This is a genomic window from Phycicoccus sp. CSK15P-2 (genome assembly GCF_016888005.1).
Taxonomy (GTDB): Bacteria; Actinomycetota; Actinomycetes; order Actinomycetales; family Dermatophilaceae; genus Phycicoccus.
This window is the reverse complement of record NZ_JAFDVE010000024.1, coordinates 44,290-70,003: the sequence shown is the minus strand read 5'-3', so window position 1 is coordinate 70,003 and position 25,714 is coordinate 44,290. Positions and strand designations below refer to the sequence as shown.

19 protein-coding genes are annotated in these 25,714 nt (G+C 72.3%); 9 read left to right on the top strand and 10 right to left on the bottom strand.

The genetic code is table 11. The features are described 5' to 3' along the window. Nucleotides 1-129: 129 nt before the first annotated feature. The 4 genes from JQN72_RS14495 (at nt 130) to JQN72_RS14480 (ending at nt 3,506) form a co-directional block, all read left to right on the top strand. Nucleotides 130-792, top strand: a complete 663-nt coding sequence (locus tag JQN72_RS14495) for a hypothetical protein (RefSeq protein ID WP_204135840.1) — start codon at nt 130-132, stop codon at nt 790-792. Further along, a complete protein-coding gene (locus tag JQN72_RS14490) occupies nt 789-1,796 on the top strand; it encodes a hypothetical protein (RefSeq protein WP_204135839.1) in 1,008 nt (335 codons plus the stop codon). Before JQN72_RS14495 ends, JQN72_RS14490 begins: the two co-directional genes overlap by 4 nt. A 43-nt stretch (nt 1,797-1,839) precedes the next feature. Then, on the top strand, nt 1,840-2,796 hold the full coding sequence (locus JQN72_RS14485; RefSeq protein ID WP_204135838.1) for a co-chaperone YbbN: 957 nt from the start codon (nt 1,840-1,842) through the stop codon (nt 2,794-2,796). Between the two features lie 242 nt (nt 2,797-3,038). Beyond that, a complete protein-coding gene (locus tag JQN72_RS14480) occupies nt 3,039-3,506 on the top strand; it encodes a helix-turn-helix transcriptional regulator (protein WP_204135837.1) in 468 nt (155 codons plus the stop codon). Nucleotides 3,507-4,121: 615 nt separating this feature from the next. Here JQN72_RS14480 and pgm read toward each other — a convergent pair. From pgm to JQN72_RS14435, 9 genes are all read right to left on the bottom strand, one after another. After that, the gene (gene pgm, locus JQN72_RS14475) at nt 4,122-5,786 is read right to left on the bottom strand and encodes a phosphoglucomutase (alpha-D-glucose-1,6-bisphosphate-dependent) (protein WP_204135836.1); all 1,665 of its coding nucleotides are present in this window, start codon (nt 5,784-5,786) and stop codon (nt 4,122-4,124) included. Between the two features lie 13 nt (nt 5,787-5,799). Next, complete coding sequence (gene glgB, locus JQN72_RS14470; protein WP_204135835.1) at nt 5,800-8,040, bottom strand: 1,4-alpha-glucan branching protein GlgB; 2,241 nt, start codon at nt 8,038-8,040, stop codon at nt 5,800-5,802. Beyond that, entirely contained in the window at nt 8,037-9,497 is a 1,461-nt protein-coding gene (locus JQN72_RS14465; RefSeq protein WP_204135834.1) for a phosphotransferase, read from the bottom strand. Before JQN72_RS14465 ends, glgB begins: the two co-directional genes overlap by 4 nt. After that, complete coding sequence (gene treS, locus JQN72_RS14460) at nt 9,490-11,223, bottom strand: maltose alpha-D-glucosyltransferase (RefSeq protein ID WP_204135894.1); 1,734 nt, start codon at nt 11,221-11,223, stop codon at nt 9,490-9,492. The genes JQN72_RS14465 and treS overlap by 8 nt, the downstream gene beginning before the upstream one ends. A gap of 14 nt (nt 11,224-11,237) precedes the next feature. Beyond that, nucleotides 11,238-13,265 carry an alpha-1,4-glucan--maltose-1-phosphate maltosyltransferase gene (locus tag JQN72_RS14455; protein ID WP_204135833.1) on the bottom strand — a complete coding sequence of 676 codons (2,028 nt, stop codon included), beginning with the start codon at nt 13,263-13,265 and terminating at the stop codon, nt 11,238-11,240. 68 nt (nt 13,266-13,333) lie between these two features. Then, nucleotides 13,334-15,904, bottom strand: a complete 2,571-nt coding sequence (locus tag JQN72_RS14450; protein ID WP_204135832.1) for a glycogen/starch/alpha-glucan phosphorylase — start codon at nt 15,902-15,904, stop codon at nt 13,334-13,336. A gap of 76 nt (nt 15,905-15,980) precedes the next feature. Beyond that, nucleotides 15,981-17,270, bottom strand: a complete 1,290-nt coding sequence (locus JQN72_RS14445) for an alpha-hydroxy-acid oxidizing protein (protein WP_204135831.1) — start codon at nt 17,268-17,270, stop codon at nt 15,981-15,983. A gap of 43 nt (nt 17,271-17,313) precedes the next feature. Next, nucleotides 17,314-19,479 (bottom strand): glycogen debranching protein GlgX, encoded by a 2,166-nt coding sequence (gene glgX, locus JQN72_RS14440; RefSeq protein ID WP_204135830.1) that lies wholly within the window; start codon nt 19,477-19,479, stop codon nt 17,314-17,316. A 10-nt stretch (nt 19,480-19,489) separates the two neighbouring features. Beyond that, a complete protein-coding gene (locus tag JQN72_RS14435; protein WP_204135829.1) occupies nt 19,490-20,071 on the bottom strand; it encodes a TetR/AcrR family transcriptional regulator in 582 nt (193 codons plus the stop codon). A gap of 53 nt (nt 20,072-20,124) precedes the next feature. Here JQN72_RS14435 and JQN72_RS14430 point away from each other — a divergent pair, with 53 nt between their 5' ends. The 3 genes from JQN72_RS14430 to JQN72_RS14420 all read left to right on the top strand — a co-directional run bounded on the left by JQN72_RS14430 (nt 20,125) and on the right by JQN72_RS14420 (nt 22,185). After that, the gene (locus tag JQN72_RS14430) at nt 20,125-20,880 is read left to right on the top strand and encodes a ParB N-terminal domain-containing protein (protein ID WP_204135828.1); all 756 of its coding nucleotides are present in this window, start codon (nt 20,125-20,127) and stop codon (nt 20,878-20,880) included. A 61-nt stretch (nt 20,881-20,941) separates the two neighbouring features. Further along, complete coding sequence (locus JQN72_RS14425) at nt 20,942-21,409, top strand: YbjN domain-containing protein (protein WP_204135827.1); 468 nt, start codon at nt 20,942-20,944, stop codon at nt 21,407-21,409. Next, complete coding sequence (locus tag JQN72_RS14420; RefSeq protein ID WP_204135826.1) at nt 21,406-22,185, top strand: enoyl-CoA hydratase/isomerase family protein; 780 nt, start codon at nt 21,406-21,408, stop codon at nt 22,183-22,185. The genes JQN72_RS14425 and JQN72_RS14420 overlap by 4 nt, the downstream gene beginning before the upstream one ends. 12 nt (nt 22,186-22,197) lie before the next feature. Here the strand turns inward: JQN72_RS14420 and JQN72_RS14415 are convergent, their stop codons facing one another. Next, a complete protein-coding gene (locus tag JQN72_RS14415; RefSeq protein ID WP_204135825.1) occupies nt 22,198-23,487 on the bottom strand; it encodes a DUF2254 domain-containing protein in 1,290 nt (429 codons plus the stop codon). Between the two features lie 171 nt (nt 23,488-23,658). Here JQN72_RS14415 and JQN72_RS14410 point away from each other — a divergent pair, with 171 nt between their 5' ends. Together JQN72_RS14410 and JQN72_RS14405 are read left to right on the top strand one after the other, a co-directional pair. After that, nucleotides 23,659-24,450 (top strand): electron transfer flavoprotein subunit beta/FixA family protein, encoded by a 792-nt coding sequence (locus JQN72_RS14410; protein WP_204135824.1) that lies wholly within the window; start codon nt 23,659-23,661, stop codon nt 24,448-24,450. 33 nt (nt 24,451-24,483) lie between these two features. Next, nucleotides 24,484-25,440: an electron transfer flavoprotein subunit alpha/FixB family protein gene (locus tag JQN72_RS14405; protein ID WP_204135823.1), complete on the top strand. Its 957-nt coding sequence runs from the start codon at nt 24,484-24,486 to the stop codon at nt 25,438-25,440. The last annotated feature ends 274 nt before the right edge of the window (nt 25,441-25,714 follow it).

Sequence of the window (25,714 nt, the reverse complement as noted above, 5' to 3'; positions counted from 1 at the left end):
GGAGAGCGCCGCGGGACGGGACCGCAAGCCCGGGGATTTGTCGGTTCCCCGCGCGTTTGCCATCGTGGAGGGTACCTCCGCGCCCGGAGCCGTCCGCCCGGGCCCCGATTCCCGAAGGGCCACACCCGCATGGTCATGCTCGTCACCCGCGTCGTCGGGGTGCTGCTCGCCCTCGCCGGGCTCGCGCTCACTGTCGCCGGCGTCTGGTTCGCGCTCCGTCTGGGCAGCGACGGCACGGCCGAGTTCTCCGCCCGGCCGGAGGCCGCCAGCCCGGTCCTCATCGCACCCGACGTGCTCAACCGGGTCGACAGCGACGTCGTCGTCACGGCGACGCCGTCCGAGGGTGCCGGGTTGTGGATGGCCCGCGCGAACCCGTCCGACGCGGACGCCGTGCTCGGCGACGCGCGGCGTGTCGAGATCACCGGTGTCGACATCCGGGACTGGCTGCTCACGACCCGCACGACGGGCACCGAGGAGCCGCCGACACTCGGCAACGCCGACCTCTGGCGACAGCAGGACGACGGTCAGGGGCCGGTCACCCTGACCGTGACCCAGGAGGACGCTCCCGAGAGCCTGGTCATCTCCTCCGCCGACGGCCTGGTCAGCAGCGTGACGCTGACCGTCTCGGACAAGCGGTGGTTCGTGGAGTCCGTGGTCGCCGTGCTCATCGGTCTCTTCCTGCTCGCGGCCGGCGTGATCGCGGTGTGGCCGCGTCGGCGCAGTGCACACCCGGAGACCGTGGAGCCCGCCTCGACGGTGTCGCCCACCACTGTCGAGGAGGTCCGCCGATGACCCGCCGCCACCGTTCCGCCGGGATCGCCGCCGCGGTCTGCGCCCTCGCCCTGGTGACCGCCGGGTGTGGGACCACCGACTCGCTCGTCGGTCTCCGCGACGCCCCGGCCGAGTCCGCCTCGGGGGCTCCGCTCGACGACGAGGGGGCCACGGTGATCGCCGCGCGCGTCCTCTCGGCCGCCCGCGCCGAGGCCGAGACCAAGGGCGACAAGGGGCACGAGGCCCGCGCGAAGGTCATGCGGGGCGACGCCCTGAGCTATGCGGACGCGCTCGCCGACCGGGGAGCCGCCGGCGGTGCCGCGGACACCCTGGCCAAGGACCCGCAGCCCACGGTCATCGCGCAGTCCCAGGGCAGGGAGTGGCCCCGGGCGATCCTCGCGACGACCTTCGACGAGGCGAGCAGCACGCAGTACCTGCACGTCATGGCGTCCCGGGCCCCGGAGGAGCCGTTCCTCCTGGAGTCCACCGTGCCGATGTTCGGCGGCGCCGAGCTGCCCGCGGTGACCACCGAGGGCGCCGGGTCCCCGTTCCTCGACCCGGCCTCGGACGAGGGCCTCGTGCGCTCCCCGGCGAACGCCCTCGAGGCCTACGCCGCGGCGCTCGCCCGACCCGAGCCGAAGAAGCCGATCGCCTCGGTCACGACCGAGGACGCCTTCGGCGCCCGACTCGGCGACAGCGCCGCCCTCCAGGTCAAGTCGCTGAAGAAGCTGGCCTCGCTCACCCAGGCCCACGAGGCCCGTACGGAGCACACGGTCGCCTTCCGCCTGGCCGACGGGTCCGCCGTCACCTTCGGGCTGCTCGTGCGCACCGACACGATCACCGTGGGCAAGAAGGCCAAGGAGCTCGTCCTCCCGAAGCGGTACGCCGACCTCGTGGGCTCCAAGAAGGTCACGAAGAAGATGAGCCTGAAGAGCCTGGAGCCGGTCGTCCTCGTCGTCCCGCCGGAAGGGGATGTCCGGGCGATCGGCGCGACCGAGCTGCTCGTCTCCGGCAAGGGCTCCTGACCCGGCTGCGCCACGGTCCCCGGGGATGCGAGACAATCCCGGCATGACGCAGACACCCGAGCCCGCGGGCACCCGAGGAGCCATCGACCTGTCCTCCGTCCCCGGCGCGGCCGACGCGACGGCACCGGCAGCGCCGGGCGCGCCCGGAGTGCCCGAGGGCCTCGTCACCGAGGTCACCGCGGCCACGCTCCAGCAGGCGCTGACCCGGACGGTCCAGGTTCCCGGGCTGCTCGTCCTGTGGGCCTCCGAGCACCCGCAGACCCGTGAGCTCGTCGACACCGTGACCCAGGTGGCTGCGGGGATGGACGGCCGGGTCATCGTCCTGACCGCCGACCTCTCGACCTCCCCGGAGCTGCTCCAGGCCTTCCAGCCGCTGCTCACCCAGGCGTTCGGGCAGCCCACCGTTCCGGCCACCTTCGGGCTGCTCCAGGGCCAGCCGGTTCCGCTCTTCCCGGGCGTCGCCGACGCCGACCAGGTGCGCCAGGCCGTCGACCAGCTGCTCCAGGCGGCGGTGCAGAACGGCATCACCGGGCGCGCCGACCTCGGCCCGGTCCCCGGGGTCTCCGAGGAGGACGCCGAGCCGCCCGTTCCGCCCCTGCACCAGGAGGCGTACGACGCCCTCGAGCGCGGTGACCTCCCGGCCGCGGCCGACGCGTACGAGCGGGCGCTCGCGGCCGACCCGCAGGACGAGGACGCGCGGCTCGGCCTGTCGCAGGTGCGGCTCATGGAGCGCACCGCGGGCGTCGACCTCGTGGCGGCGCGTGCGGCCGCGGCCGCGGACCCGTCAGACATCGCCGCCGCGCTGCAGGTCGCGGACCTCGACGTCCTCGGTGGTCACGTCGAGGACGCGTTCACCCGGCTCGTCGACCTCGTGCGGACCACCGCGGGCGATGACCGCGACCGTGTGCGCACCCACCTCATCGAGCTCTTCTCCGTCGTCGGCAACGACGACGAGCGTGTCCGCAAGGGCCGCACGGCGCTGATGAGCGCTCTGTTCTGAGGCGTACAGGGCGGAGCCTCCGGATGCCTCCTGTTCTGAGGCGCGCAGGGCGGAGCCTCCGGATGCCTCGCGCGGTTCGTGGAGGTGGCGCGCCCCGTCCTCTGCGTGGGTCGCCCCAGGTGGCGGTCCCGAGGAACGGTGCTCGGGGCGCGTCGTCCACAGCACCCGGACTCCGGGTCCGTCGTCCACAGCGCCGCGGCACGTGTTCGCCGGACATACCGGGATGCGGTCGGCTGTGCGTCATGGACAGCGTCGACGACCGCGACTCTCCACTCGACCTCGTCGGGGCCGCCCTGCGGAGTGCACGGGCGCGCTACCGCCTCTCGAAGCGTGAGCTCGCCGAGCTGCTCGGCGTGCACCGGGGTGTCGTCGCACGCTGGGAGAGCGGGTACGGCCCACCGGCGCTGGATCGGGTCGACGGACTGCTGCGTCTCCTCGGCTACCGCGTCGTCGTCGTCCCCTGTGACCCGGCGGCGCCCGTACCGGGTGCGAACGACAGCACGCCGCACGTGCGTGACCGGGCCGGGCGACGGTACCCGGCCCATCTGCCGGCGTCCTGCCCGGGCGGTGGCCTGCTCGTGAACGACGCGAGCCGCTTCCTGGGCGAGAAGAACCCGTACGGGCCGGGCTGGACCTTCGCGCGCAGGCCGGAGGACAGGAGGAGCTTCCCGACCCGGATCGGTGAGGGGAACCCCGATCCGCCGGGCTAGCCGGGGGCAAGCGGGGGTCTCCGCGCGGGCCGAGGGCAACTCGGGGTCTTCTCGCTAGCCGAGGGCAACTTGGATTCGCCGCGCTGGCCGAGGGCCGAGGGTTGGGCCGGCGGGGGCCGATGCTTCGTTCTGGTCCCGTGCTCCTGATGCTCCCGCCTGGTACCCCTTCCGGGCGCTCCCTCGGAGGTCCATCTTCCGGGGCCCTCGTTCCAGCGTCGTGCTCCTGGTTCTCATCCCCCGCGCAGGAGGACCCCGTCCCAGCCCTGTGCTCTGCTTCTCGAGGAGAAGCAGAGCACAGGGCTGGGATCGGGCACCTCCGAGATCGTCCGGCGGGGGGACGTAGACCCGGAGGTCGACGACCCGGCGTGGTTGTGGGTCCTCCCGGGCGCCGGGCGTGGTTGTGGGTCCTCCCGGGCGCCGGGGGTGGTTGTGGGTCCTCCCGGGCGCCTGAGTGGGTGGGGTTCCGCGGTTGCCGGGGAGTGGGTCGGGTTCCCAGGTGCAGGGAGTGGTTGGGGCTTCACGGGGGCGGGGAGTGGTTGGGGCTTCACGGGGGTGGGATGGGGTGGGCCGTGGGCGCGGGCGGAGGAGTGGTTGCCCGGCCCCGGAGCTTCGTGGTCAGCCGCCGAGGGCTGCGGAGACGACCTCCTGGGCCTCGGCCTGCACCTGGGCCAGGTGGTCCGGGCCTCGGAAGGACTCTGCGTAGATCTTGTAGACGTCCTCGGTACCCGAGGGGCGGGCGGCGAACCACGCCGACTCGGTGACGACCTTGAGCCCGCCGATCGCCGCGCCGTTTCCGGGGGCCTCGGTCAGCTTGTCGGTGATCGGCTCGCCGGCGAGTGACTCGGCGGTGACGTCCTCGGGGGACAGGGCCGCGAGCTTCGCCTTCTGCTCTCGGTCCGCGGGGGCGTCGACGCGTGCGTAGGCGGGTGACCCGTGTCGGGCGGTGAGCTCCCCGTAGTGCTGTGACGGGGTCTTGCCGGTGCGGGCGATGATCTCGGAAGCGAGCAGGGCGAGGAGGATGCCGTCCTTGTCGGTCGTCCACACCGACCCGTCACGACGCAGGAACGACGCTCCGGCAGACTCCTCGCCGCCGAACGGGCCGGAGCCGTCGAGCAGGCCGGGGACGAACCACTTGAAGCCCACCGGCACCTCGACGAGCCGGCGGCCCAGGTCCGCGGCGACCCGGTCGATCATCGAGCTCGAGACCAGCGTCTTGCCGACGAAGCCGTCGTCGCGCCATTCCGGCCGCGCGCCGCCGTAGAGGTACTGGATGGCCACGGCGAGATAGTGGTTGGGGTTCATCAGTCCGGCGTCCGGAGTGACGATGCCGTGCCGGTCGCTGTCGGCGTCGTTTCCGGTGGCGACGTCGTACTCGTCACGCCGTTCGATGAGCGAGGCCATCGCGGAGGGCGACGAGCAGTCCATCCGGATCTTGCCGTCCCAGTCGAGCGTCATGAACCGCCACGTCGCGTCGACGAGCGGGTTCACCACGGTGAGATCGAGACCGTGGCGCTCGGCGATCGCACCCCAGTAGTCGACCGCCGCGCCGCCGAGGGGGTCGGCACCGATCCGCACGCCGGCCGACCGGATCGCTTCGAGGTCCAGGACGTTCGGCAGGTCGTCGACGTAGGTGCCGAGGAAGTCGTAGGTGTCCGCGGCGGCCCGGGCCCGGGCGAACGGCACTCGCCGTACGCCGTCGAGCCCCGCCCGGACGTAGGCGTTGGCGGCGGCGGCGATGACCTTCGTCGCGTCGGAGTCGGCCGGCCCGCCGTGCGGCGGGTTGTACTTGAAGCCGCCGTCCGTCGGCGGGTTGTGCGACGGCGTGACGACGATGCCGTCGGCGAGCCCCCGGCCGGCCGCCATGTCCGCCACCCCGGAGACCTTGCCGCGGTTCGCGACGAGGATGGCGTGCGAGACGGCCGGGGTCGGTGTGTAGCGGTCCGCGGCGTCGACGAGCACGGTGACGTCGTTCGCGACGAGGACCTCGAGCGCACTGGCCCAGGCGGGTTCGGAGAGCCCGTGGGTGTCCCGGCCGATGAACAGGGGGCCGTCGTAGCCCTGCTCGCGGCGGTAGTCGCAGATGGCCTGGGTCGTCGCGAGGATGTGGGCCTCGTTGAACGACGCCTTCAGGCTCGACCCGCGGTGCCCGGAGGTGCCGAAGACCACCTGTTCGTCGACGTTCTCCGGGTCCGGCTCGCGCGTGTAGTAGGCGGTGACGAGCGAGGCGACGTCGACGAGATCGGAGGGCTGGGCGGGCTGTCCGGCGCGCGAGGAGCTCATGCCTCCGATCCTGTCAGAGGTGGGTCCGGGCTGCGTGTCCGCCGGTGTCGGCATCGGCGGACTCCTCCACCGGAACGAGATAGAGCGCGGACAGCCCGGCCGCCCGGACGGTGACCGAGTACGGCTGGTCGTTCCACGGCTCCCGGACCGCCTCGACCACGACACCGGCCTGGCTCGGCGAGCCCGCCTCGTCGTAGCCGCTCGTGTCGAGGACGACCTCCCACGACCCGCTGCGCGGCACGCCGAGCCGGACCCAGTCCTTGTCGGCACCGCTGTAGTTGACGAGCACCGCGACGACGTCGCCGCTCTGGTCGGCGTTCTCGAAACGGAGGTAGGAGAGCAGGTTGCCGGTGTTGTCGTCCGCGTCCAGCCAGCGGAACCCGGCAGGGTGGCTGTCCATCGCCCACAGGGCCGGGTGCGCCCGGTAGGTGGCGTTGAGCTGCTTGACGAGGTTGTGCACGCGGTAGTGCGCCGCGTGGTCGAGCAGCCACCAGTCGAGCGAGCGTCCGTCGGCCCACTCGCCCGGCTGCGCGAACTCGCACCCCATGAAGAGCAGCTGCTTCCCGGGGTGGGACCACATGTAGGCGAGGAACGCCCGCAGCGTCGCGAGCTGCTCGGTCCGCCCGCCCGGGATCTTCGTGAGCAGCGACCCCTTGCCGTGCACGACCTCGTCGTGGCTGATGGGCAGGACGAAGTTCTCGCTGAAGGCGTACATGAGCGAGAACGTCAGGAGGTTGTGGTGGTACTGGCGGTGCACGGGCTCCTCGTGGAGGTAGCGCAGCGTGTCGTTCATCCAGCCCATGTTCCACTTCAGGCCGAACCCGAGGCCGCCCCCGGACGTCGGCTTCGTGACGCCCGGCCACGACGTGGACTCCTCGGCGACGGTGACGATGCCGGGCACCCGCTTGTAGGCGGTGGCGTTCGACTCCTGGAGCAGGCCGATGGCCTCCAGGTGCTCGCGGCCGCCGTGCACGTTGGGGATCCACTCGCCGTCGCGGCGCGAGTAGTCGAGGTAGAGCATCGAGGCGACGGCGTCGACCCGCAGGCCGTCGACGTGGAACTCCTCGAGCCAGTACGCGGCGTTGGCCACGAGGAAGTTGCGCACCTCCAGCCGGCCGAAGTCGAACACGTGGGTGCCCCAGTCGGGCTGGTCGCCACGGCGCGGGTCCGGGTGCTCGTAGAGCGGGAGGCCGTCGAAGCGGGCGAGCGCGAACTCGTCGCGGGGGAAGTGGCCCGGCACCCAGTCGAGGATGACGCCGATCCCGGCCTGGTGGAGGGTGTCGACGAGGAACTTGAAGTCGTCGGGGGTGCCGAAGCGAGCCGTCGGGGCGTAGTAGCCGGTGACCTGGTAGCCCCACGACGGCCCGTACGGGTGCTCCATGACGGGGAGGAGCTCGACGTGGGTGAAGCCGAGGTCCACGACGTAGTTGACGAGGTGCTCGGCGAGGTCGCGGTAGGTCATGCCCTGCCGCCAGGAGCCGAGGTGTACCTCGTAGACGCTCATCGGGCCGGTGTGCGGGTCCCGCGCCGCGCGCTGCTCCATCCAGGCGTCGTCGCCCCACGCGTGCGTCGAGTCGTCGACGACCGAGCCCGTACGCGGCGGGCACTCGGTGCGGCGGGCCATCGGGTCGGCCTTGGTGCGCACGACGTCGTCGGCCCCGCGGATCTCGTACTTGTAGACGTCGCCGACGCCGACGCCCGGGACGAAGAGCTCCCAGACGCCGCTGCCGCCGATGAGGCGCATCGGGTTCACGTGGCCGTCCCAGCCGTTGAAGTCGCCGACGACACGGACGGCCTTGGCCCGGGGCGCCCACACGGCGAACGAGGTGCCGGTGACCTGGCCGAGCGGTCCGTCGTAGGTGTGCACCCGCGCTCCGAGGACGGTCCACAGCTCCTCGTGCCGGCCCTCGTTCACGAGGTGGAGGTCGAGCTCACCGAGGGTGGGGGCGAACCGGTACGGGTCGTCCTGCTCGTGCTCGACGCCGTCGTCCCAGGCGACCGTGAGCCGGTAGTCCATCGTGCGGGTCTGCCCCGCGCGCACGCCCGTCCAGACGCCCTCGGCCTCGTGGGCGAGGTCGAGGACCTCACCGTCCTCGAAGCGGACCCGCACCGAGCGGGCCATCGGCCGGAGCACCCGGATCCGCAGGCCGCCGGGCTCGAGGTGCTGCCCCAGGAGGTCGTGCGGCTGCTGGTGGCGCCCCTGGACGAGCGCCGTGATGGCGCCGTGGATCTCGGGGCTGGGCGTGGAGGTCACGAGAGGTCTCCTTGCGGGGTCGCGGGGGAGGAGTGGTCGGTGAGGCGGCGGGTCGCGGCCAGGGGGATCGCGAGCCAGTCCGGACGGTGGCGAGCCTCGTACACGACCTCGTACAGCGCCTTGTCGAGCTCGAACGCGGCGAGGAGCGGCCCGAGGGAACGCGGGTCCACGCCGACCTCGGCCGCGTAGCCGTCGAGGAACGACTCCTGGGTGGCTGCGACCCAGTCCCGGGCGGAGGACCCGGTGGCCTGCTCCCGGGAGCCTCCCGCGTAGTCGATGCTGCGGAGCATCCCGGCGACGTCGCGGACCCACTGGTCCGGCAGGGAACGCTCGGCGAGTGGGCGCAGCGGCTCGCCCTCGAAGTCGAGGAGCACCCAGCCGCGCTCGGGGGAGTGCAGCACCTGGCCGAGGTGGTAGTCGCCGTGCACCCGCTGGAGGTCCGGCCAGTGGGTGTCGGCCGCGGCGGCGAGCACGGCCTCGACGGCGGGGCGGGTCTCCTCGAGCTCCGGCGCGGCGGTGACGGCGGCGTCGAGCCGTTGGCGCATCCCGGCGAGGATGCCACGCACCTGCTCGTCCGTGGTCGGGGTGGTCCCGAGGGCCTCGGCGAGGCTGTGGTGGACCTCGGCCGTCGCGGCGCCGAGGTCCCGAGCCGGCCCGGTGAAGTCGTCTCCGCGCTCGGCCGCGGCGAGGGCGACCCGCCAGGCGTCCTGCACCCCGGGGAGGAACTCCTGGGCGAAGGCAAGGTGGCCGGTGGCGGCGACGTCGCCCTCGGGGGTCGGGTGCGGCCATGCGCCCGTGACCGCACCGACGACGCCCGGGACGCGCCGCGAGCCGGCGTCGACGAGGGCGCCCTGGAGGACGACGTCCGGGTTGTCGCCGGGGGAGAGCGTGCGGAAGACCTTGACGATGAGGGGGACGGTGGTGCCGTCCGCGCGCTCGGCATCGAGGACGACCGAGGTGTTCGACTGCTCGCCGCGGAGCACGTGCGATGCCGTGACCCGGACCGGCTCGGCCCAGCTGGGCTGCGGCACACCGGAGACGGCGTCCTCCGGCTCGTGGCTGTGGTGTGAGGACGCAGCACGGACGCGCCCCTGGACGAGCTCGATCAGCTGGGCGGCGTAGACCGGGTCGTGCGGGGCGTCGTAGACCCAGCGGCGCCCGAGCACCGAGTGCTCGGCGGTGCCGACGAGGGCGCTCTCGGCACCCTCGAGCGGCGCGCCACGGTAGGTGAGCGGCACCTGGTAGACGACGGTGTCGTCCCGGCCCGGGTCGCCCTCGTCGGCGACGAGGAGCGTCTCGACACCCACCTCACCCGAAGGGTCGTCGAGACGCCACGCGGCAAGCAGCCGGAGCCGCGGATCGCGGCCACGGCCGGCGTACCAGCGTTGGCTGCCGATCCAGGCCTCGACGAGACCGATGCGCGTGGGGTCGAGGGTCGCGTGGTGGATCTCAGCCATGCTCGCCCCCGGGAGGCGGGTCGAGAGCCAGCCAGAAGAAGTCCCGCGACCCGAGGGTCACCGTGAACGTGCCGTCGTCGGCGATGTCCGGGAAGCCGGTGCCGCCGAAGAGGTCTCGCGTCTGCCACCCGGCGAACTCCGGGGGAAGGGTGACCGTGGTCGCCTGGGGCCGGGACGACAGGTTGTTGACGCACACGACGGCTCGCGCGGAGCGGTCCTCGACGTCGCGGTCGCGGGTGTCGACGCGGACGTAGGCGAGCACCCGCTCGTGCGCCGAGTCGCACACCGTGAAGTCGCCGAGCCCGAACACCGGGTGCTCGCGACGGACCGCGAGCATGCCGCGCACCCAGTGCAGGAACGAGGAGCCCGAGGCCATCTGGGCCTCCACGTTCACGTGGTTGTAGTGGTGCACGAGCGACTGGATGACAGGCAGGTAGAGCTTGCCGGGGTCGGAGGTCGAGAACCCCGCGTTGCGGTCGGGGGTCCACTGCATCGGGGTGCGCACGGCGTCGCGGTCGTCGAGCCAGATGTTGTCGCCCATCATGATCTCGTCGCCGTAGTACAGGCACGGCGAGCCGGGCAGCGAGAGCAGCAGCGCGTGGATGAGCTCGATCTCGGGGCGGCTGTTGTCGAGCAGCGGCGCCAGCCGGCGCCGGATGCCGACGTTGGCGCGCATCCGCGGGTCCGGGGCGTACCAGCCGTACATCGCCGCGCGCTGCTCGGGCGTGACCATCTCGAGGGTCAGCTCGTCGTGGTTGCGCAGGAACGTGCCCCACTGGGTGCCGGGCGGGATGGCCGGGGTGTCGGCGAGGACGTCGATGATCGGGGCGGCCTTCTCCTCGCGCAGCGAGTAGTAGAGCATCGGCATGACCGGGAAGTGGAAGCACATCTGGCACTCCGGCGCGTCCTCGGTGCCGAAGTAGTCGACGACGTCCTTCGGGGGCTGGTTCGCCTCGGCGAGCAGCACCCGTCCCGGGTACTCGGTGTCGACCATGGCCCGCAGCGACGCCAGGAAATCGTGCGTCCGCGGGTGGTTCTCGCCGTTGTGGCCCTCCTCCTCGTAGAGGTAGGGCACGGCGTCGAGCCGGAAGCCGTCGATCCCCATGTCCATCCAGAACCGGACGACGTCGAAGATCGCCTCGTGGACGGCCGGGTTCTCGAAGTTGAGGTCCGGCTGGTGACTGAAGAAGCGGTGCCAGAAGAACTGCCGGCGGATGGGGTCGAAGGTCCAGTTGGACGTCTCGGTGTCGATGAAGATGATCCGGGCGTCGGTGTACCGGTCGTCGGTGTCCGACCACACGTAGAAGTCGCCGTACGGGCCCTCCGGGTCGCTGCGCGAGGCCTGGAACCACGGGTGCTGGTCGCTCGTGTGGTTCATCACGAGGTCGGTGACGATCCGGATGCCGCGGGCGTGCGCCTGGGTGATGAGCTCGCGGAACTCCGGCAGCGTCCCGAACTCGGGGAGCACCTGGGTGTAGTCCGAGATGTCGTAGCCGCCGTCCCGCAGCGGGCTCGCGTAGAACGGCGGCAGCCACAGGCAGTCGACGCCGAGCCACTGGAGGTAGTCGAGCCGGCCGACGATGCCCGCGAAGTCGCCCTCGCCGGAGCCCGTCGTGTCGCCGAAGGCGCGCACGAGAACCTCGTAGAAGACGGCGGTGCGGAACCACTCGGGGTCGTGCCGCAGGCCGGGCTGGTTCATGCCGAGGCCCGGCGTGCTGTGCCCCATGCCGGGGATCACGCTCACCAGGGCCTCCTCAGCGACACGATGTGGCAGGGCTCGACCTCCGGGCCCAGCCGGACGTAGACGTCCCGCTGCCAGACCCAGGTCTGGTCGGTGAGGAGGTCACGGGCCTCGACGGAGTCGCCGGGCTCGAAGCCGAGCGAGGTGAGGTCCAGGCGTAGCGTCGTGGCGCGCGTGGAGTGCGGGTCGAGGTTGGCGACGACGAGGACGATGTCGGTCGTGCCGTCGTCCAGGACCCGCCGCTTGGAGTACGCGACGAAGTTCTCGTCGTCGACCTCGTGGAAGCGGATGTTGCGCAGCCGGTGCAGCGCCGGGTGCGCGCGCCGGATCTCGTTGAGCCGGGTCAGCCACCCCGCGAGCGAGCGCCCCTCGAGCGGCCCGCCGGGCGCGTGGTCGGCCCAGCGGCGGTCCTTGTACTCGTACTTCTCGTTGTCGATCTGCTCCTCGGCGCCGGGGCGGGCGACGTGCTCCATGAGCTCGTAGCCCGCGTAGATGCCGTAGGTGGGCACGAGGGTGGCGGCGAGGGCGGCCCGCACCTTCCACGCGGCCGGCCCGCCGAACTGCATGTACGGCGTGAGGATGTCGTGCGTCGTGGGCCAGAACGAGGGGCGCATGTAGGCCGCCGCGTCGCCGGAGAGCTCGGTGAGGTACTCCTCGATCTCCTCGGCGGTGTTGCGCCACGCGTAGTACGTGTAGCTCTGCTGGAAGCCGACCTTGGCGAGGGTGTGCATCATCGCGGGCTTGGTGAACGCCTCCGCGAGCCAGATGACGTCCGGGTGGTCCTGCGCGACGTCGTCGATGATCCACTGCCAGAACTCGACCGGCTTGGTGTGCGGGTTGTCGACCCGGAAGATCTTCACGCCGTGGTCGATCCACACCTGGACGACGCGGCGGACCTCGCGGTAGATGCCCTCGGGGTCGTTGTCGAAGTTCAGGGGGTAGATGTCCTGGTACTTCTTCGGCGGGTTCTCGGCGTAGGCGATCGTGCCGTCGGCGCGCGTCGTGAACCACTCCGGGTGCGCCTCCACCCACGGGTGGTCGGGCGAGCACTGCAGCGCGAGGTCCATCGCGACCTCGAGGCCGAGCCCCTCGGCCCGGGCGACGAACGCGTCGAAGTCGTCGAAGGTGCCGAGGTCGGGGTGGATGGCGTCGTGGCCGCCGTCCGGCGAGCCGATCGCGTACGGGCTGCCGGGGTCCTCCGGGCGGGCGTCGAGGGTGTTGTTCGGACCCTTCTTGGCGGCCTGGCCGATCGGGTGCACCGGGGTCAGGTAGACGACGTCGAAGCCCATGTCGGCGATGGCCGGGAGCCGTCGTGCGGCCGTGCGCAGCGTCCCGGTGGTCCACCGGTGGTTCTCGGCGTCGTACGTGGCGCCCTCGGAGCGCGGGAAGAGCTCGTACCAGGCGCCGTAGAGCGCGCGCTCCCGCTCGACGAGGAGGGCGTACTCCGGGGACGGCGAGACCATCTCGCGCAGCGGCCGCTCGCCGAGCTCGTCCTCGACGGCCGCGTCGGTGCCGGCCTTGAGCCGTACACCAGGAGGACGGGTCGTGTCGCGCAGCACCGTGACGGCGTCGACGAGCACCTGCTCCTGGGCGGCGCTCCGCTCGACCTCGTCGACCGCCCGCTCGAGCACCCGGGCGCCCTCCTCGAGCATCAGCTCGGTGTCGACGTCGGCCGCGACCTTGATGGTGGCGTCGTGCTCCCACGTGCCGTACGGGTCGGACCATCCCTCGACGCGGTAGGCCCACCACCCGGTGCGGTCGGGCGTCACCCGGGCGACCCAGGTGTTGAGCCCCTCGTTGACGCACGTCATCGGCAGGTGGTGCTCGGCGCCGTCCGGGTCGGTCAGGACGACGGTGGCGCTCACGGCGTCGTGACCCTCGCGGAAGACGGTGGCGCGGACCTCGAACTCCTCGCCGACGACGGCCTTCGCGGGGCGCGCGCCGTGGTCGACGACGGGTCTGACGTCCTGGACGGGGATCCGTCCGATCGGGGCCTGCGGAGGGGCGGTTCGGAGGTCGTCACTCACCTTGACGAACCTACACGGGCGGTGGCGGGTGACCCCAACCGTCCGGGAGACCGTCCCGGCTGCCGGCCTCAGGCGAGCCAGATGCGGTCGAGGTAGTCGCGCATCGAGCGGTCCGAGGAGAAGAAGCCGGAGCGCGCGACGTTGAGGATGGCCGAGCGCGCCCAGCCGTCGGGGTCGGCGTACGCGGCGTCGACCCGCTCCTGGGCGTCGAGGTAGGACTGGAAGTCGGCGAGCGCCATGAACGTGTCCTGGTGCAGCAGGTTGTCGATGACCGGCGCGACGGCCCGCCGGTCGCCGCCGGTGAAGTGCCCGCTGGCGAGGAGGTCGATCGTGCTGCGCAGCCGCGGGTTCGACTCGTAGACCGCCGAGGGCGTGTAGCCGGAGGTGCGCAGCTGCTCGACCTCGGGCTCGGCCATCCCGAAGAGGAAGAAGTGGTCGTCGCCGACGAGCCGGCGGATCTCGACGTTCGCGCCGTCGTCGGTGCCGATCGTCAGGGCACCGTTGAGGGCGAACTTCATGTTGCCGGTGCCCGAGGCCTCCTTGCCCGCGAGGGAGATCTGCTCGGAGAGGTCGGCGGCCGGGATGAGCTTCTCGGCGAGCGTCACGTTGTAGTTGGCCGGGAAGGCGACGGAGAGGCGGCCCTCGACGCGCGGGTCGGTGTTCACGACGTCGGCGACGGCGTTGACGAGGAAGATGATCTCCTTCGCCATGTGGTACCCGGGCGCGGCCTTGGCCCCGAAGACGAAGGTGCGCGCGGTCACCGACTCCGCGGGGACGCGGCCCGAGACGACGTCGTCGTAGAGCGAGACGATGTGGAGCAGCTTGAGCGTCTGCCGCTTGTACTCGTGCAGCCGCTTGACCATGACGTCGAGCATCGCGTCGTGCGGGAGCTCCAGGCCGTCGCGCACCCGCAGCAGCGAGAAGAGACGCTCCTTGTTCTCCTGCTTGACCCGCCGGAACTCGGCGCGGAACGCGGCGTCGTCGGCGTAGGGCTCGAGCTCGCGGAGGCGGTCGAGGTCGGTGACCCAGCCGTCGCCGATCGTGTCGGTGACGAGGTCGGAGAGCCGGCGGTTGGCGAGGAGGACGAAGCGGCGCGGCGTGACGCCGTTCGTGACGTTCGTGAACTTTTCGGGCCACAGCCGTGAGAAGTCGGGCAGCACCTTGTCCCGGAGCAGCTGGCTGTGCAGCTCGGCCACCCCGTTGACCTTCGCGCCGGCGACCGTCGCGAGGTAGGCCATCCGCACCGAGCGCTCGGGGTGCTCGGCGATGATCGACATCCGCCGGACGAGCATCTCGTCGCCGGGGAAGGCCTCGCGGACCTCGTCGAGGAACTCCTCGTTGATGCGGTAGATGATCTCGAGGTGCCGGGGGAGCAGCCGGCCGAGGAGCTCGACCGACCAGACCTCGAGGGCCTCCGGCAGGAGGGTGTGGCAGGTGTACGCGAAGCACTGCTTCGTGGTCTCCCACGCCTCGTCCCAGCCGAAGCCCTTGCGGTCGACGAGGATCCGCATGAGCTCGGGGATCGCGATGACCGGGTGGGTGTCGTTCAGCTGGAAGACGATCCGCTCCGGCAGGCGGCGGAGGTCGAAGTCCGGGGGCAGGGTGTTGTCGATGAAGTCGTGCAGCGAGCAGGCGACGAAGAAGTACTGCTGCTGCAGCCGCAGCTCCTTGCCCTGCGGCGTGGAGTCCTCGGGGTAGAGGACCTTGGAGATGTTCTCGGCGAAGGTCTGTGCGCGTACGGCCTGGGCGTAGTCGCCGGAGTTGAAGATCTGGAGGTCGAAGGCCTGGGTGGCGCGTGCGCTCCACAGGCGCAGCGTGTTGACGACGCCGTTGCGGAAGCCGGGGACCATGTAGTGGTACGGCATGCCGAGCACGTTCCAGTCGGGGACCCAGCGGGTCCGCTCGGTGCCGTCGTCGCCGGTCGTGCTCTCGGTGCGGCCACCGAAGCTCACGAGCACCTGGCGTTCGGGGTGGGGGAACTCCCACGGGCTGCCGAGGGCGAGCCAGGAGTCCGGCACCTCGACCTGGCGCTCGTCCTCGAAGGTCTGCCGGAAGATCCCGTACTCGTAGCGGATGCCGTAGCCGATGCACGAGACGTCCATCGTCGCGAGCGAGTCGACGAAGCACGCGGCGAGCCGGCCGAGGCCGCCGTTGCCGAGTCCCGGCTCGACCTCCTGCGCCCGCAGCGTGGCGATGTCCAGGCCGCAGCCGTGCATCGCGGCCTCGGCGATGTCCTGGAGGTTGGTGGCGAGGAGGTTGTTGCCCAGCTGACGCCCGAGGAGGTACTCCGCGGAGAGGTAGCCGACGGTCTTCTGCTGCGACTGCCGGCGCCGCGCGCCGGTCTCGAGCCAGTCGGCCATGAGATAGCGGCGGACCGTGCGCGCCAGCGCCAGGTACTGGTCGTTGACGGTCGACTGCGACAGCAGGACCCCCTGGCCGTAGTTGAGCTCGGCGAGGAAGGTCTCGACGAACCCGTCGACCGTCGCCGGCGGCTGGACGACCGGTCCGGAGGCGAGCGTGTGACCGGCCCGGAACGTGGAGCCGATGCGGCGCGCGTCGGTGGACGGCGTCTCGTCGGAGACGACGGCACCCGCCGGGGTGCCGGGTGCAGCGGCGGGCGTGGTCACGGGTTCGGACATCGGGGTCGTCCTTCGGAGCGGAGAGGCGGAGCGGACGCAGCGACGGTGGTGCGCTGGCCAGCGTACGCACATGCGCTCAGGGTGAGGTCCGGAGCCGGTCGCGGGTGACGTCGGCGAGTGTGGGGCACCCCGCGAGCCCCATCGTGAGGTCGAGCTCGGCGGCGATGTGCCGCAGGACCTCGGCGGCCCCGGGCTCGCCGGCCAGCGCGAGACCGTAGACGTACGGCCGGCCGATGCCGACCGCGCTCGCGCCGAGGGCCAGGGCGACGAAGGCGTCGGCGCCGGAGCGGACGCCGCTGTCGAAGAGCACCGGCACGGCGGAGCCGGTGGCGCGGACGGCGTCGACGACGCCGGGGAGGGCGTCGAGCGCACCGACCGAGCGGTCGACCTGACGCCCACCGTGGTTCGACACCCAGACGCCGTCGACGCCGGCCTCGACCGCGCGGGTGGCGTCGTCGGGGTGAAGCAGGCCTTTGAGGACGACCGGCAGGGACGTCATCTCCCGCAGCCGCGGGACGTCGTCCCAGGTGAGCGACGGGTTGGAGAACACGTCGAGGAACGTCTCGACGGCGGCGCGCGGCACCGGGGAGCGGACGTTGTCACGGGTGGGGCCCGGGTGGTTGCGGCTCATCGCGAGCAGGGTGCGGACCGCGGCCGGGGTCGGGCGGGGCTGCGGTCCGGGGTCCGTGCCGGCGGAGGCGGCCACCCGGGCCTCGACGAGGCGGCGGAAGACCGGGTCGGAGGTGTACTGCGCGATGCCCTCGCCCCGGGCGAACGGCAGGTGCCCGAGGTCGAGGTCCCGGGGGCGCCAGCCGAGGTAGGCGGTGTCGAGCGTGACGACGAGTGCCTCGGCGCCGCACGCCTCCGCGCGCGAGACCAGGCTCGCCGCGAGGTCGTCGTCGCTGCTCCAGTAGAGCTGGTACCAGAAGTCGCTGCCGCCGAGCGCGGCCGCGACCTCCTCCATGGGGCGGGACGCCTGGGTGCTGAGCACGGGGGTCATCCCGGCCGTGCGTCCGGCCCGGGCCGCCCCGACGTCCGCGTCCTCGTGGGCCGAGGACAGCACACCGATGGGCGAGAGGAGCAGCGGCAGGTCGTGCCGGCGGCCGAGGAGCTCGACCCCGAGGTCGCGCTCGGGGGTGCCGGCGAGCACCCGGGGCACGATGCTCCAGCGGTCGAAGGCCGCACGGTTGGCGCGGGCGGTGGCCTCACCGCCCGCCGAGCCCGCGACGTAGCCGAACGCGCGGCGGGACATCGCCCTCTCGGCGGCGGTCTCCAGCTGCCCCCCGTCGGTGGGGACCGTCGGGCGGCGGCCGAACGAGCCCGCGCGGTAGATCGCCGACTGCACGGTCCGTCCGACGCTCGCCATCCTCGTGTTGTACCGCACGGCGGGCGTCCGTGGCGGCGAGCCGTCAGCCGTCCGTGGCCGTGACGTAGAGGCGCAGGGTCCCCGCCGGGACCGTGGCGGTGGCGTCGGGCGGGACGTCCTCCGGGTGGCCGGGGCGGGGTTCGGCGCTGTCCCAGACCAGCCGGAGCCGGCCACCCCCGGGCGGCGCGGGCAGGCGGACCGGCGTGGCGTCCGCGCTGCCGTTGACGACGAGGACGGCACCGTCGGACGAGTCGTCCGGCGCCGCGAGCACCATCTGCAGCACCCGGGACGCGGGGTCGGACCAGCGCTCGCCCATCGGCTCGCCGTCCGCGCCGAGCCAGTCGACGTCGGGCGTGCCCTCCGGGCCGACCGGCCGCCCGAGCAGCCAGGAGCGCCCGCGCAGCACGGGCAGGGTGCGGCGCAGCGCCAGCAGGTGGCGGGTCGTCGCGAGGAGGTCCTCCTGCCACGCGGCGAGGCCCCAGTCCGTCCACGAGATCTCGGTGTCCTGGCAGTACGGGTTGTTGTTGCCGCCCTGGGTGCGGCCGAGCTCGTCGCCGGCGGTGAGCATCGGGACACCCTGGCTCAGCAGGAGCGTGCCGAGGAGCGCCCGCAGGGTGCGCGACCGCGCCGCGAGGACCTCGGCGTCGTCGGTGCCGCCCTCGACCCCGTGGTTCCACGAGCCGTTGCCGTTGCTGCCGTCACGGTTGTCCTCGCCGTTGGCCTCGTTGTGCTTGTGGTCGTAGGAGACGAGGTCGGCCAGGGTGAAGCCGTCGTGCGCAGTGACGAAGTTGACCGATGCGGTGGGCCCGCGGTCCCGGGCGCCGAAGAGGTCCCGGGAGCCGGTGAGCCGGGTGGCGAGCTCGCGGGCGTCGTGACCGGCGTGCCCGTGCGCCTGCGCCCGGAGGTCGCCGACCCAGAACTGGCGGACGGTGTCGCGGAAGCGGTCGTTCCACTCGAGGAACGGGGGCGGGAACTGCCCGGTGCGCCACCCGTGCATCCCGAGGTCCCACGGCTCGGCGACGAGCGCGACGCGGGAGAGGACGGGGTCGGTGCGCAGCGCGACGAGGAACGGGTGGTCGGGGTCGAAGTCGTCCCCGCGCCCCCGGCCGAGTGCGACGGCGAGGTCGAAGCGGAAGCCGTCGACGTGGAACTCCTGCACCCAGTGCCGCAGCGAGTCGAGCACCATCCGGCAGGTGACCGGGTGGCGCAGGTCGAGGGTGTTGCCGCAGCCCGTGACGTCGATGTCGCGGCCGCGCTCGTCGAGGCGGTAGTAGGCCCGTTGGTCCAGGCCGCGCCAGGACAGCGTGGCGCCGGCGCGGCTCTGCTCGGCGGTGTGGTTGTAGACGACGTCGAGGACGACCTCGATGCCCGCCTCGTGGAGCAGCTTGACCATGCCCTTGACCTCGTCGACGACCCCCTGCGGGTCGCGGGCCGCGGCGTACTGCGGGTGCGGGGCGAAGAACCCGAGGGTGTTGTAGCCCCAGTGGTTCGTCAGCCCGCGCCGGACGAGGTGCGGCTCGTGCGTGAACGCGTGCACCGGCAGGAGCTCGAGGGTGGTGACCCCGAGCGAGACGAGGTGCTCGACCGCTGCCGGGTGGGCGAGCCCCGCGTACGTGCCGCGCAGGTGCTCGGGAACGCCCGGATGGCGCATCGTCTGGTTGCGGACGTGCGCCTCGTAGACGACGGTCTCGCTGCGTGAGTGCCGGGGAGGGGTGTCGCCGCCCCAGTCGAAGGAGTGGTCGACGACGACCCCGCGCGGCACGCTCCCGCGGCTGTCGAGGGCCGAGCGGACGTCGAGGTCGCCGTGCCAGGTGTCGTCGACGGCGTGGCCGTAGAGCTCGGGCCCCCAGGTGACCTCACCCTCCACGGCACCGGCGTAGGGGTCGAGGAGCAGCTTGTCGCCGTTGAACAGGTGCCCGGCGTCGGGCTGCCAGGGCCCGTGGGCGCGTAGCCCGTAGCGCCGGCCGGGCCCCAGCCCGGGCACGGTGCCGAACCACCAGCCGTGCGCGCGCTCGCGCAGCGGGACGCGCTGCTCGCTCTCGCCGGTCTCGTCGCCGGGCTCGAAGAGGCAGACCTCCACGGCCTCGGCGTGGCCCGCGTAGACCGACACGTCGGCACCCCCCAGGGCGGGAGTGACCCCGGGCGGCGGGGGCAGGTCGCGGGTCAGCGGCCCCGGCGGCGTCGGTGACGGGTGGTCCCAGGGCGGCATGGGGACGAGCCTAGTGAGTGGCGCCAGGTGGGCCCGACCCCAGGGCGAGGACTCGCACGGCGGCGAGGACGGGTGCGAGGTCGATCGTCGTGCGCTGCATGCCCGAACGGATGCAGCCGCCCTCCAGCAGCGTGACGATCGCCTCGGCCAGGGCCTCCGGGTGCGGGTTCCCGAGCTCCCGCAGGAGCCCGGCCACGTCCTCCTCGGTGCGCCGCTTCGCCGCGACGATGACGGCCAGCGCGGGGTGGTCGTCCGGCAGCTCCGAGGCCAGGTTCTGCTGGCCGCATCCGCGCTGGCCGAGCCCACGGACGGACGGTCCGCCGTCGATGTAGGCGGTGGTGTACGCGGCCAGCCGGTCCCACGGGTCGTTGAGCGCGGCGAGGCGGTCCGTCAGGCGCTCGCGCCATCGGGCCTCGATGTGGTCGACGTATGCGGTGAGGAGCGCGTCCTTGGAGGGGAAGTGGTGGTAGAGGGTCGCCTTGGAGACCCCGGCCTCCCGGGCGACGAGGTCGACCCCGGTGCTCGCCACCCCGCGGGTGTAGAAGAGCCGCTCGGCGGCGGCCAGCACCTCGGTGCGCTTCGACCTCGACATCGGTCCTCCTCTCGGGCCTAGACTAACCTGAACAGATCTGTTCAGATGGAGGCATGGGCATCATGTCGCTGTGGAACCGTGACCACGACCCGCTGCTCTCGTTCCACGAGGTCATCGAGGCCGTGGGGCGCGAGCACGACATGGGGGAGACCGCCGAGGAGGTTCCGCTCGGGGCGGTCGTCGGGTCGGTGGGCCGCAGCGACGACTTCGACCGGGACTTCCGCCCGCTCCGGCGCTCGGCACGCCTGGCAGAGGTCCGCCGTCGGTTCGACGCGGGCGAGTGGCCACCTCCGATCCGGCTGTTGCGTCTCGGTGAGCTGTACTTCGTCGTCGACGGCCACCACCGCGTGGCCGTCGCGCGAGAGCGCGGCTGGACCACGCTCCCCGCCTCGGTGCGACGCATCTGCACCACGGCCTACGCCCGGGCCTGCCTGCGGGCCTGCGACCTGACGACGAGCGCCGCCGAGCGCCGGTTCCTCGAGGTGCTGCCCCTGCCCGACGACGTGCGGACCGAGAACAGTCTCGGCTCGCCCGCCGACTGGACGCGCATCGCGGACGCGGCGATGGCCTGGGGGTACCGCAGGCTCCTGGTGGACGGCACGAGCTACTGCTGCGCGGCCGACCTCGCGGCCGCGTGGTGGCACGAGGAGGTGACGCCGGTCGTCGCCGCCTGGCGGGCCGGCCCGGCCGGGGACCACGGTCTGGCCCTCACCGACCTCGAGGTCTTCGTGACGGAGCTGGCCCGCCGCGACGACCTGGGGCAGCTCGACTGGCAGGACCCGGCCAACCGGGAGGCCCCGTGTCACTGACCGGGCGCGCGCGGGCCCGCCCGCCATGGAAGCCACCGTGGGGGATGGCTACGGTGGAGCGATGACCGATCCCACGTCGCTGCCCAACTTCCCGCCGCCGCCGGACGAGCACCCGCTGCGCGGCCGCGTCCTCGACGTCCTCGTCGACCTCGGGGTCGCGCCGAACATCGACTCCGACGGCGATGTGGCCTTCACGGTCAACGAGCAGCAGCTCTTCGTGCGCTGCACCGAGGGCGACGTCGAGATCATGCGGCTCTTCGGCCAGTGGCAGGTCCAGGACGAGCTGACGGGCGACCGGCTCAAGCTGCACGAGACGTGCAACGAGATCAATCTGCACATGAACCACGTCAAGACCGGGCTGGCCGGGACGACCCTCGTCGTCACCGGGGAGCACGTCGTCACCGAGGGCGCCCAGCTCGACGCGATGGTCCAGGTCTCCATCCAGGTCGTGCTCTCCGCCGTCCACCTGTGGCACCAGCGGATCATGGGCATCGACCCCCAGACCGGAAAGCCCGAGGGCGAGGCGTGAGCGACGTCGTCCGGCTCGAGGTCGAGGACGGGATCGGGACGATCCGCCTGGACCGGCCGCCGATGAACGCCCTGGACGGCGAGGTGCAGGCCGGCATCGTCGAGGTGTGCCGGGAGGCCGCCGAGCGCTCCGACGTCGCCGCGGTCGTCGTCTGGGGCGGGGAGAAGGTGTTCGCGGCCGGCGCGGACATCAAGGAGATGGAGGCGATGTCGTACACCGACATGGTCGACCGCTCCGGGATGCTCCAGGACTTCACCAAGGCGCTCGCCAAGCTGCCGAAGCCCACCGTCGCGGCCGTCACGGGGTACGCGCTCGGTGGTGGGTGCGAGGTCGCGCTCGCCTGCGACTGGCGGGTCGTTGCCGACGACGCGAAGCTCGGGCAGCCCGAGATCCTCCTCGGCATCATCCCGGGGGCCGGTGGCACCCAGCGCCTCGCCCGTCTCGTCGGCCCGGCCAAGGCCAAGGACCTCGTCCTCTCCGGCCGTTTCGTCGCGGCCCAGGAGGCCCTCGAGATCGGCCTGGTCGACGCCGTCGTGCCCGCCGCGGAGGTCTACGACACCGCCCGCGCGATGGTCGCGCGCTACGTCGGCGGGCCGTCCTACGCGGTCCGGGCGGCCAAGGAGGCCATCGACCGCGGCCTCGAGGTCGACCTCGAGACCGGGCTCGAGATCGAGCGGCAGCTGTTCGCGGGACTGTTCGCCACGAAGGACCGTGCCACCGGGATGCGCAGCTTCGTCGAGAACGGTCCGGGCAAGGCGGAGTTCGAGGGCGCCTGAGGCCCGGGGGCCTCACGTCTCCGCGTGCCGGCCGCCGTGCCGGGACCGCAGGTCGGCGCGCTTCTGACCGACGGTCACCGCGTGCTCGGTCCGGGCCATCCCCTCGACGTCGTCGAGCAGGGCCTCGATCCGGACCGGCACCTGGAGGGTGTCCTTGCCGTAGTACGCCACCTCGTCGAGGGCGAGGTCGAGCATCCGGGCGAACGTCGTCGGCCGGTCGACCACCCGTACCGCGCCCTCGCCGTCGACGACGTACTCGCTGCGGTCCGGGCGTACCGCCGCGACGCGCAGGATGCGGTGCAGCTCGTCGAGAACCTGCACGGCGGTCGTCGGGTCGTTGATGCCGGGGGAGAGGGCGCGCTCGGCGATGTCGACGAGCTGGCGCACACCGAACTCCGGGTCCTGCTGGAGAGTGCGCTCCCGCCCCAGGCCGAACGCCGCGCGCACCTCGTGGACGATCTCGTCGTCGGCCTGCGCCCCGTGCACCCGGGCGACCTCCTGGCCCCGGTGTCGCACGTCGCCGGGCCTCGCCAGCAGCTCGACGACCGCGCCGGCCTCCCGGGCGCCGCGGACCATCGCGGTGTAGTGGACGCGCTGGACGATGCCGTGCCGTTCGCGGGTGGTCACCACGACCGTCGGCCCGTCGCCGGGGGCCCAGGACGGCGGGACGGCCGAGGTGTCGTCCCACTCCTGCTCCGAGCCCCGCTCGAGCGCGGCGACCGTGTTCTCGGCGATACGGTCGATGACGCGGTCGACCTGGATCGACACGGTGATGTGGTGGATGAACGCGAAGAACAGCGCGACGCTGGTGAGGACGAGACCGAACGCCACCGTCACCGACAGCTGGGGGACGAACGGCGCGGAACCGCCGCGGACGTCGCGCAGCACCATGAAGGCGAACACGAACGAGGACGTGAACACACCCAGCGTCACCTGGGTGATCCGGCTGCCGAGGAACGTCCCGAGCAGCCGCGGCGTGAACTGGCTGCTCGCCAGCTGCATGACGACCATCGTGATCGAGAACACCAGGCCGGTGACCGAGATCATCGCGCTGGCGATGGTGCCGAGCAGGCTTCGAGCCGAGTCGGCGTTGCCGTTGAAGAGGAACGCCACGTTGCCGAGGACGTGGTCGTCGACCCAGGGCAGGAGGAGGCCGAGGAGCACGGCACCGGCCGTGATGGTCGACGGAAGGACCCAGAAGGGGCGCCAGACCCTCTCCCACCACCCGACGGTCTCGGGGTCCCCGAGGGGCCCGAGCGTCCGGCGTACCGACCCCGGCCCGACCGCGTCCTCGCTGCTCATCCGCCAGATCCTGTCAGATCACCGGACGGTCCCGGCGTGAGGCGACCGGCCGGGGTGGTGACCGTCACGCCGCCCGGGTGGTGAACAAGCGCTCACCTGTTGAGAGGATGGGGCGCGAACCGGCCCGCCCCGCGGGCGACCCACGAGCGACAGAAAGAGGACGAGGCGCGCATGAACATCGTCGTCTGCGTCAAGCACGTCCCGGACGCACAGTCCGAGCGGACGTTCCAGGAGTCCGACAACACGGTCGACCGCGAGGCCGTCGACGGCCTGCTCTCCGAGCTCGACGAGTACGCCGTCGAGGAGGCCCTGAAGATCGTCGAGGCCCAGGGCGAGGGCGAGGTCACGGTCGTCACCGTCGGGCCCGCGGCCGCTGCCGACGCGATCAAGAAGGCGCTGCAGATGGGGGCCGACAAGGGCGTGCACGTCCAGGACGACGCGATCGCCGGCTCGGACGCCGCCGCCACCTCGCTCGTCCTCGCCGAGGCCGTCAAGAAGGCCTCGGACGGCAGCCCCGAGCTCGTCCTCACCGGGATGTCCTCCACGGACGGCGTCATGGGCGTCGTCCCGGCGATGATGGCCGAGCGGCTCGGGCTCCCGCAGGTCACGTACGCCTCCGAGCTCACGTTGGCCGACGGCGGGGTCACCATCCGCCGGGACGGCGACACCGCGTCCGAGACGATCGAGGCCTCGCTGCCCGCACTCGTCTCGGTCACCGACCAGATCAACGAGCCGCGCTACCCCTCCTTCAAGGGGATCATGGCCGCGAAGAAGAAGCCGGTCGAGACGTGGTCGCTCGAGGACCTCGGCGTCGACGCCTCGCAGGTCGGCCTGGACGCCGCCTGGACCAAGGTCGTGTCGTTCGCCAAGCGCCCGCCGCGCGAGCAGGGCGAGATCGTGACGGACGAGGGGGACGGTGGCGCCAGGCTCGCCGAGTTCCTCAGCGCCCAGAAGTTCCTCTGACCCGCGGCCGCACCGAAGACCAGGAGCACACCCATGGCTGAAGTTCTCGTTCTCACCGACCACGCCGGCGGCCGCCTGCGCAAGGCCACCGCCGAGCTGCTGACGCTCGCCCGCCGGCTCGGCGAGCCGTCCGCGGTCCACATCGGCCCCGGCGCCGACACCGCCCAGAAGACCCTCGCCAAGTACGGCGCGCACAAGGTCTACTCCGTCGACGCCGAGGACGCCGCGTCGTTCCTCGTCGCGCCGCAGGCCGAGATCCTCGCGCAGCTCGTCGAGAAGGTCTCGCCCGCCGCGGTGCTCGTCCCGAGCAACGCCTCCGGCAAGGAGATCGCGGCTCGCCTGGCGGTCAAGACCGGCTCGGGGATGATCACCGACGCCGTCGACGTCCGTGCGGGCGACGACGGGGTCGAGACGACGCAGTCGGTGTTCGCCGGCTCGTACACGGTCACCGCGACGGTCACGACCGGCACGCCCATCATCTGCGTCAAGCCCAACTCGGCCGCCATCGAGGCCGCCCCGGAGGCCGGCGCCGTGGAGGCGTTCGACGCCACCGTCAGCGACGACGCCAAGGCCGCCAAGGTCACCGACAGCCAGCCGAAGAAGGCCACCGGACGCCCGGAGCTCACCGAGGCGGCCATCGTCGTCTCCGGCGGGCGCGGCACCGGCGGAGACTTCTCGCCGGTCGAGGAGTTCGCCGACTCGCTCGGCGCCGCGGTCGGTGCGAGCCGCGCCGCGGTCGACGCCGGCTGGTACCCGCACAGCAACCAGGTGGGCCAGACCGGCAAGCAGGTCTCGCCGCAGCTCTACGTGGCGGCCGGCATCTCCGGGGCCATCCAGCACCGGGCCGGGATGCAGACGTCGAAGACCATCGTCGCCGTCAACAAGGACGAGGAGGCGCCGATCTTCGAGCTCGTCGACTTCGGTGTGGTCGGCGACCTCTTCTCCGTCCTGCCGCAGGCGACCGGTGAGGTCAAGAAGCGCAAGGGCTGAGCACGACCACCGCTCACGAGGCGGTCCTGCCGCGCGGTGCGCGACCGATGAGGGGCGAGCGATCCGCTCGCCCCTTCGTCGTCCCGCGGCACTCCCGGGCGTGCCCCCGGCCGCGCCCGGAGAGACCGCTGCCATCAGGCCGGTCTCGCCGGCCGCTGACCCCGTGCACTCGGTGACAGCCTGTCTGATGGTGTGAGAAGTGGGGTGATCACCCCACTTCTCACACCATGGATCGTGTCAGGAGGCGCCCGGGCCGACCGTCGGCTCCCGTCCG

Coding starts and splice junctions, on each gene's coding strand:
- JQN72_RS14495 (WP_204135840.1), top strand. CDS start 130: ATGGTCATGCTCGTCACCCGCGTCGTCGGGGTGCTGCTCGCCCTCGCC.
- JQN72_RS14490 (WP_204135839.1), top strand. CDS start 789: ATGACCCGCCGCCACCGTTCCGCCGGGATCGCCGCCGCGGTCTGCGCC.
- JQN72_RS14485 (WP_204135838.1), top strand. CDS start 1,840: ATGACGCAGACACCCGAGCCCGCGGGCACCCGAGGAGCCATCGACCTG.
- JQN72_RS14480 (WP_204135837.1), top strand. CDS start 3,039: ATGGACAGCGTCGACGACCGCGACTCTCCACTCGACCTCGTCGGGGCC.
- pgm (WP_204135836.1), bottom strand. CDS start 5,786: ATGAGCTCCTCGCGCGCCGGACAGCCCGCCCAGCCCTCCGATCTCGTC.
- JQN72_RS14465 (WP_204135834.1), bottom strand. CDS start 9,497: ATGGCTGAGATCCACCACGCGACCCTCGACCCCACGCGCATCGGTCTC.
- treS (WP_204135894.1), bottom strand. CDS start 11,223: ATGGGGCACAGCACGCCGGGCCTCGGCATGAACCAGCCCGGCCTGCGG.
- JQN72_RS14450 (WP_204135832.1), bottom strand. CDS start 15,904: ATGTCCGAACCCGTGACCACGCCCGCCGCTGCACCCGGCACCCCGGCG.
- JQN72_RS14445 (WP_204135831.1), bottom strand. CDS start 17,270: ATGGCGAGCGTCGGACGGACCGTGCAGTCGGCGATCTACCGCGCGGGC.
- glgX (WP_204135830.1), bottom strand. CDS start 19,479: ATGCCGCCCTGGGACCACCCGTCACCGACGCCGCCGGGGCCGCTGACC.
- JQN72_RS14435 (WP_204135829.1), bottom strand. CDS start 20,071: ATGTCGAGGTCGAAGCGCACCGAGGTGCTGGCCGCCGCCGAGCGGCTC.
- JQN72_RS14430 (WP_204135828.1), top strand. CDS start 20,125: ATGGGCATCATGTCGCTGTGGAACCGTGACCACGACCCGCTGCTCTCG.
- JQN72_RS14425 (WP_204135827.1), top strand. CDS start 20,942: ATGACCGATCCCACGTCGCTGCCCAACTTCCCGCCGCCGCCGGACGAG.
- JQN72_RS14415 (WP_204135825.1), bottom strand. CDS start 23,487: ATGAGCAGCGAGGACGCGGTCGGGCCGGGGTCGGTACGCCGGACGCTC.
- JQN72_RS14410 (WP_204135824.1), top strand. CDS start 23,659: ATGAACATCGTCGTCTGCGTCAAGCACGTCCCGGACGCACAGTCCGAG.
- JQN72_RS14405 (WP_204135823.1), top strand. CDS start 24,484: ATGGCTGAAGTTCTCGTTCTCACCGACCACGCCGGCGGCCGCCTGCGC.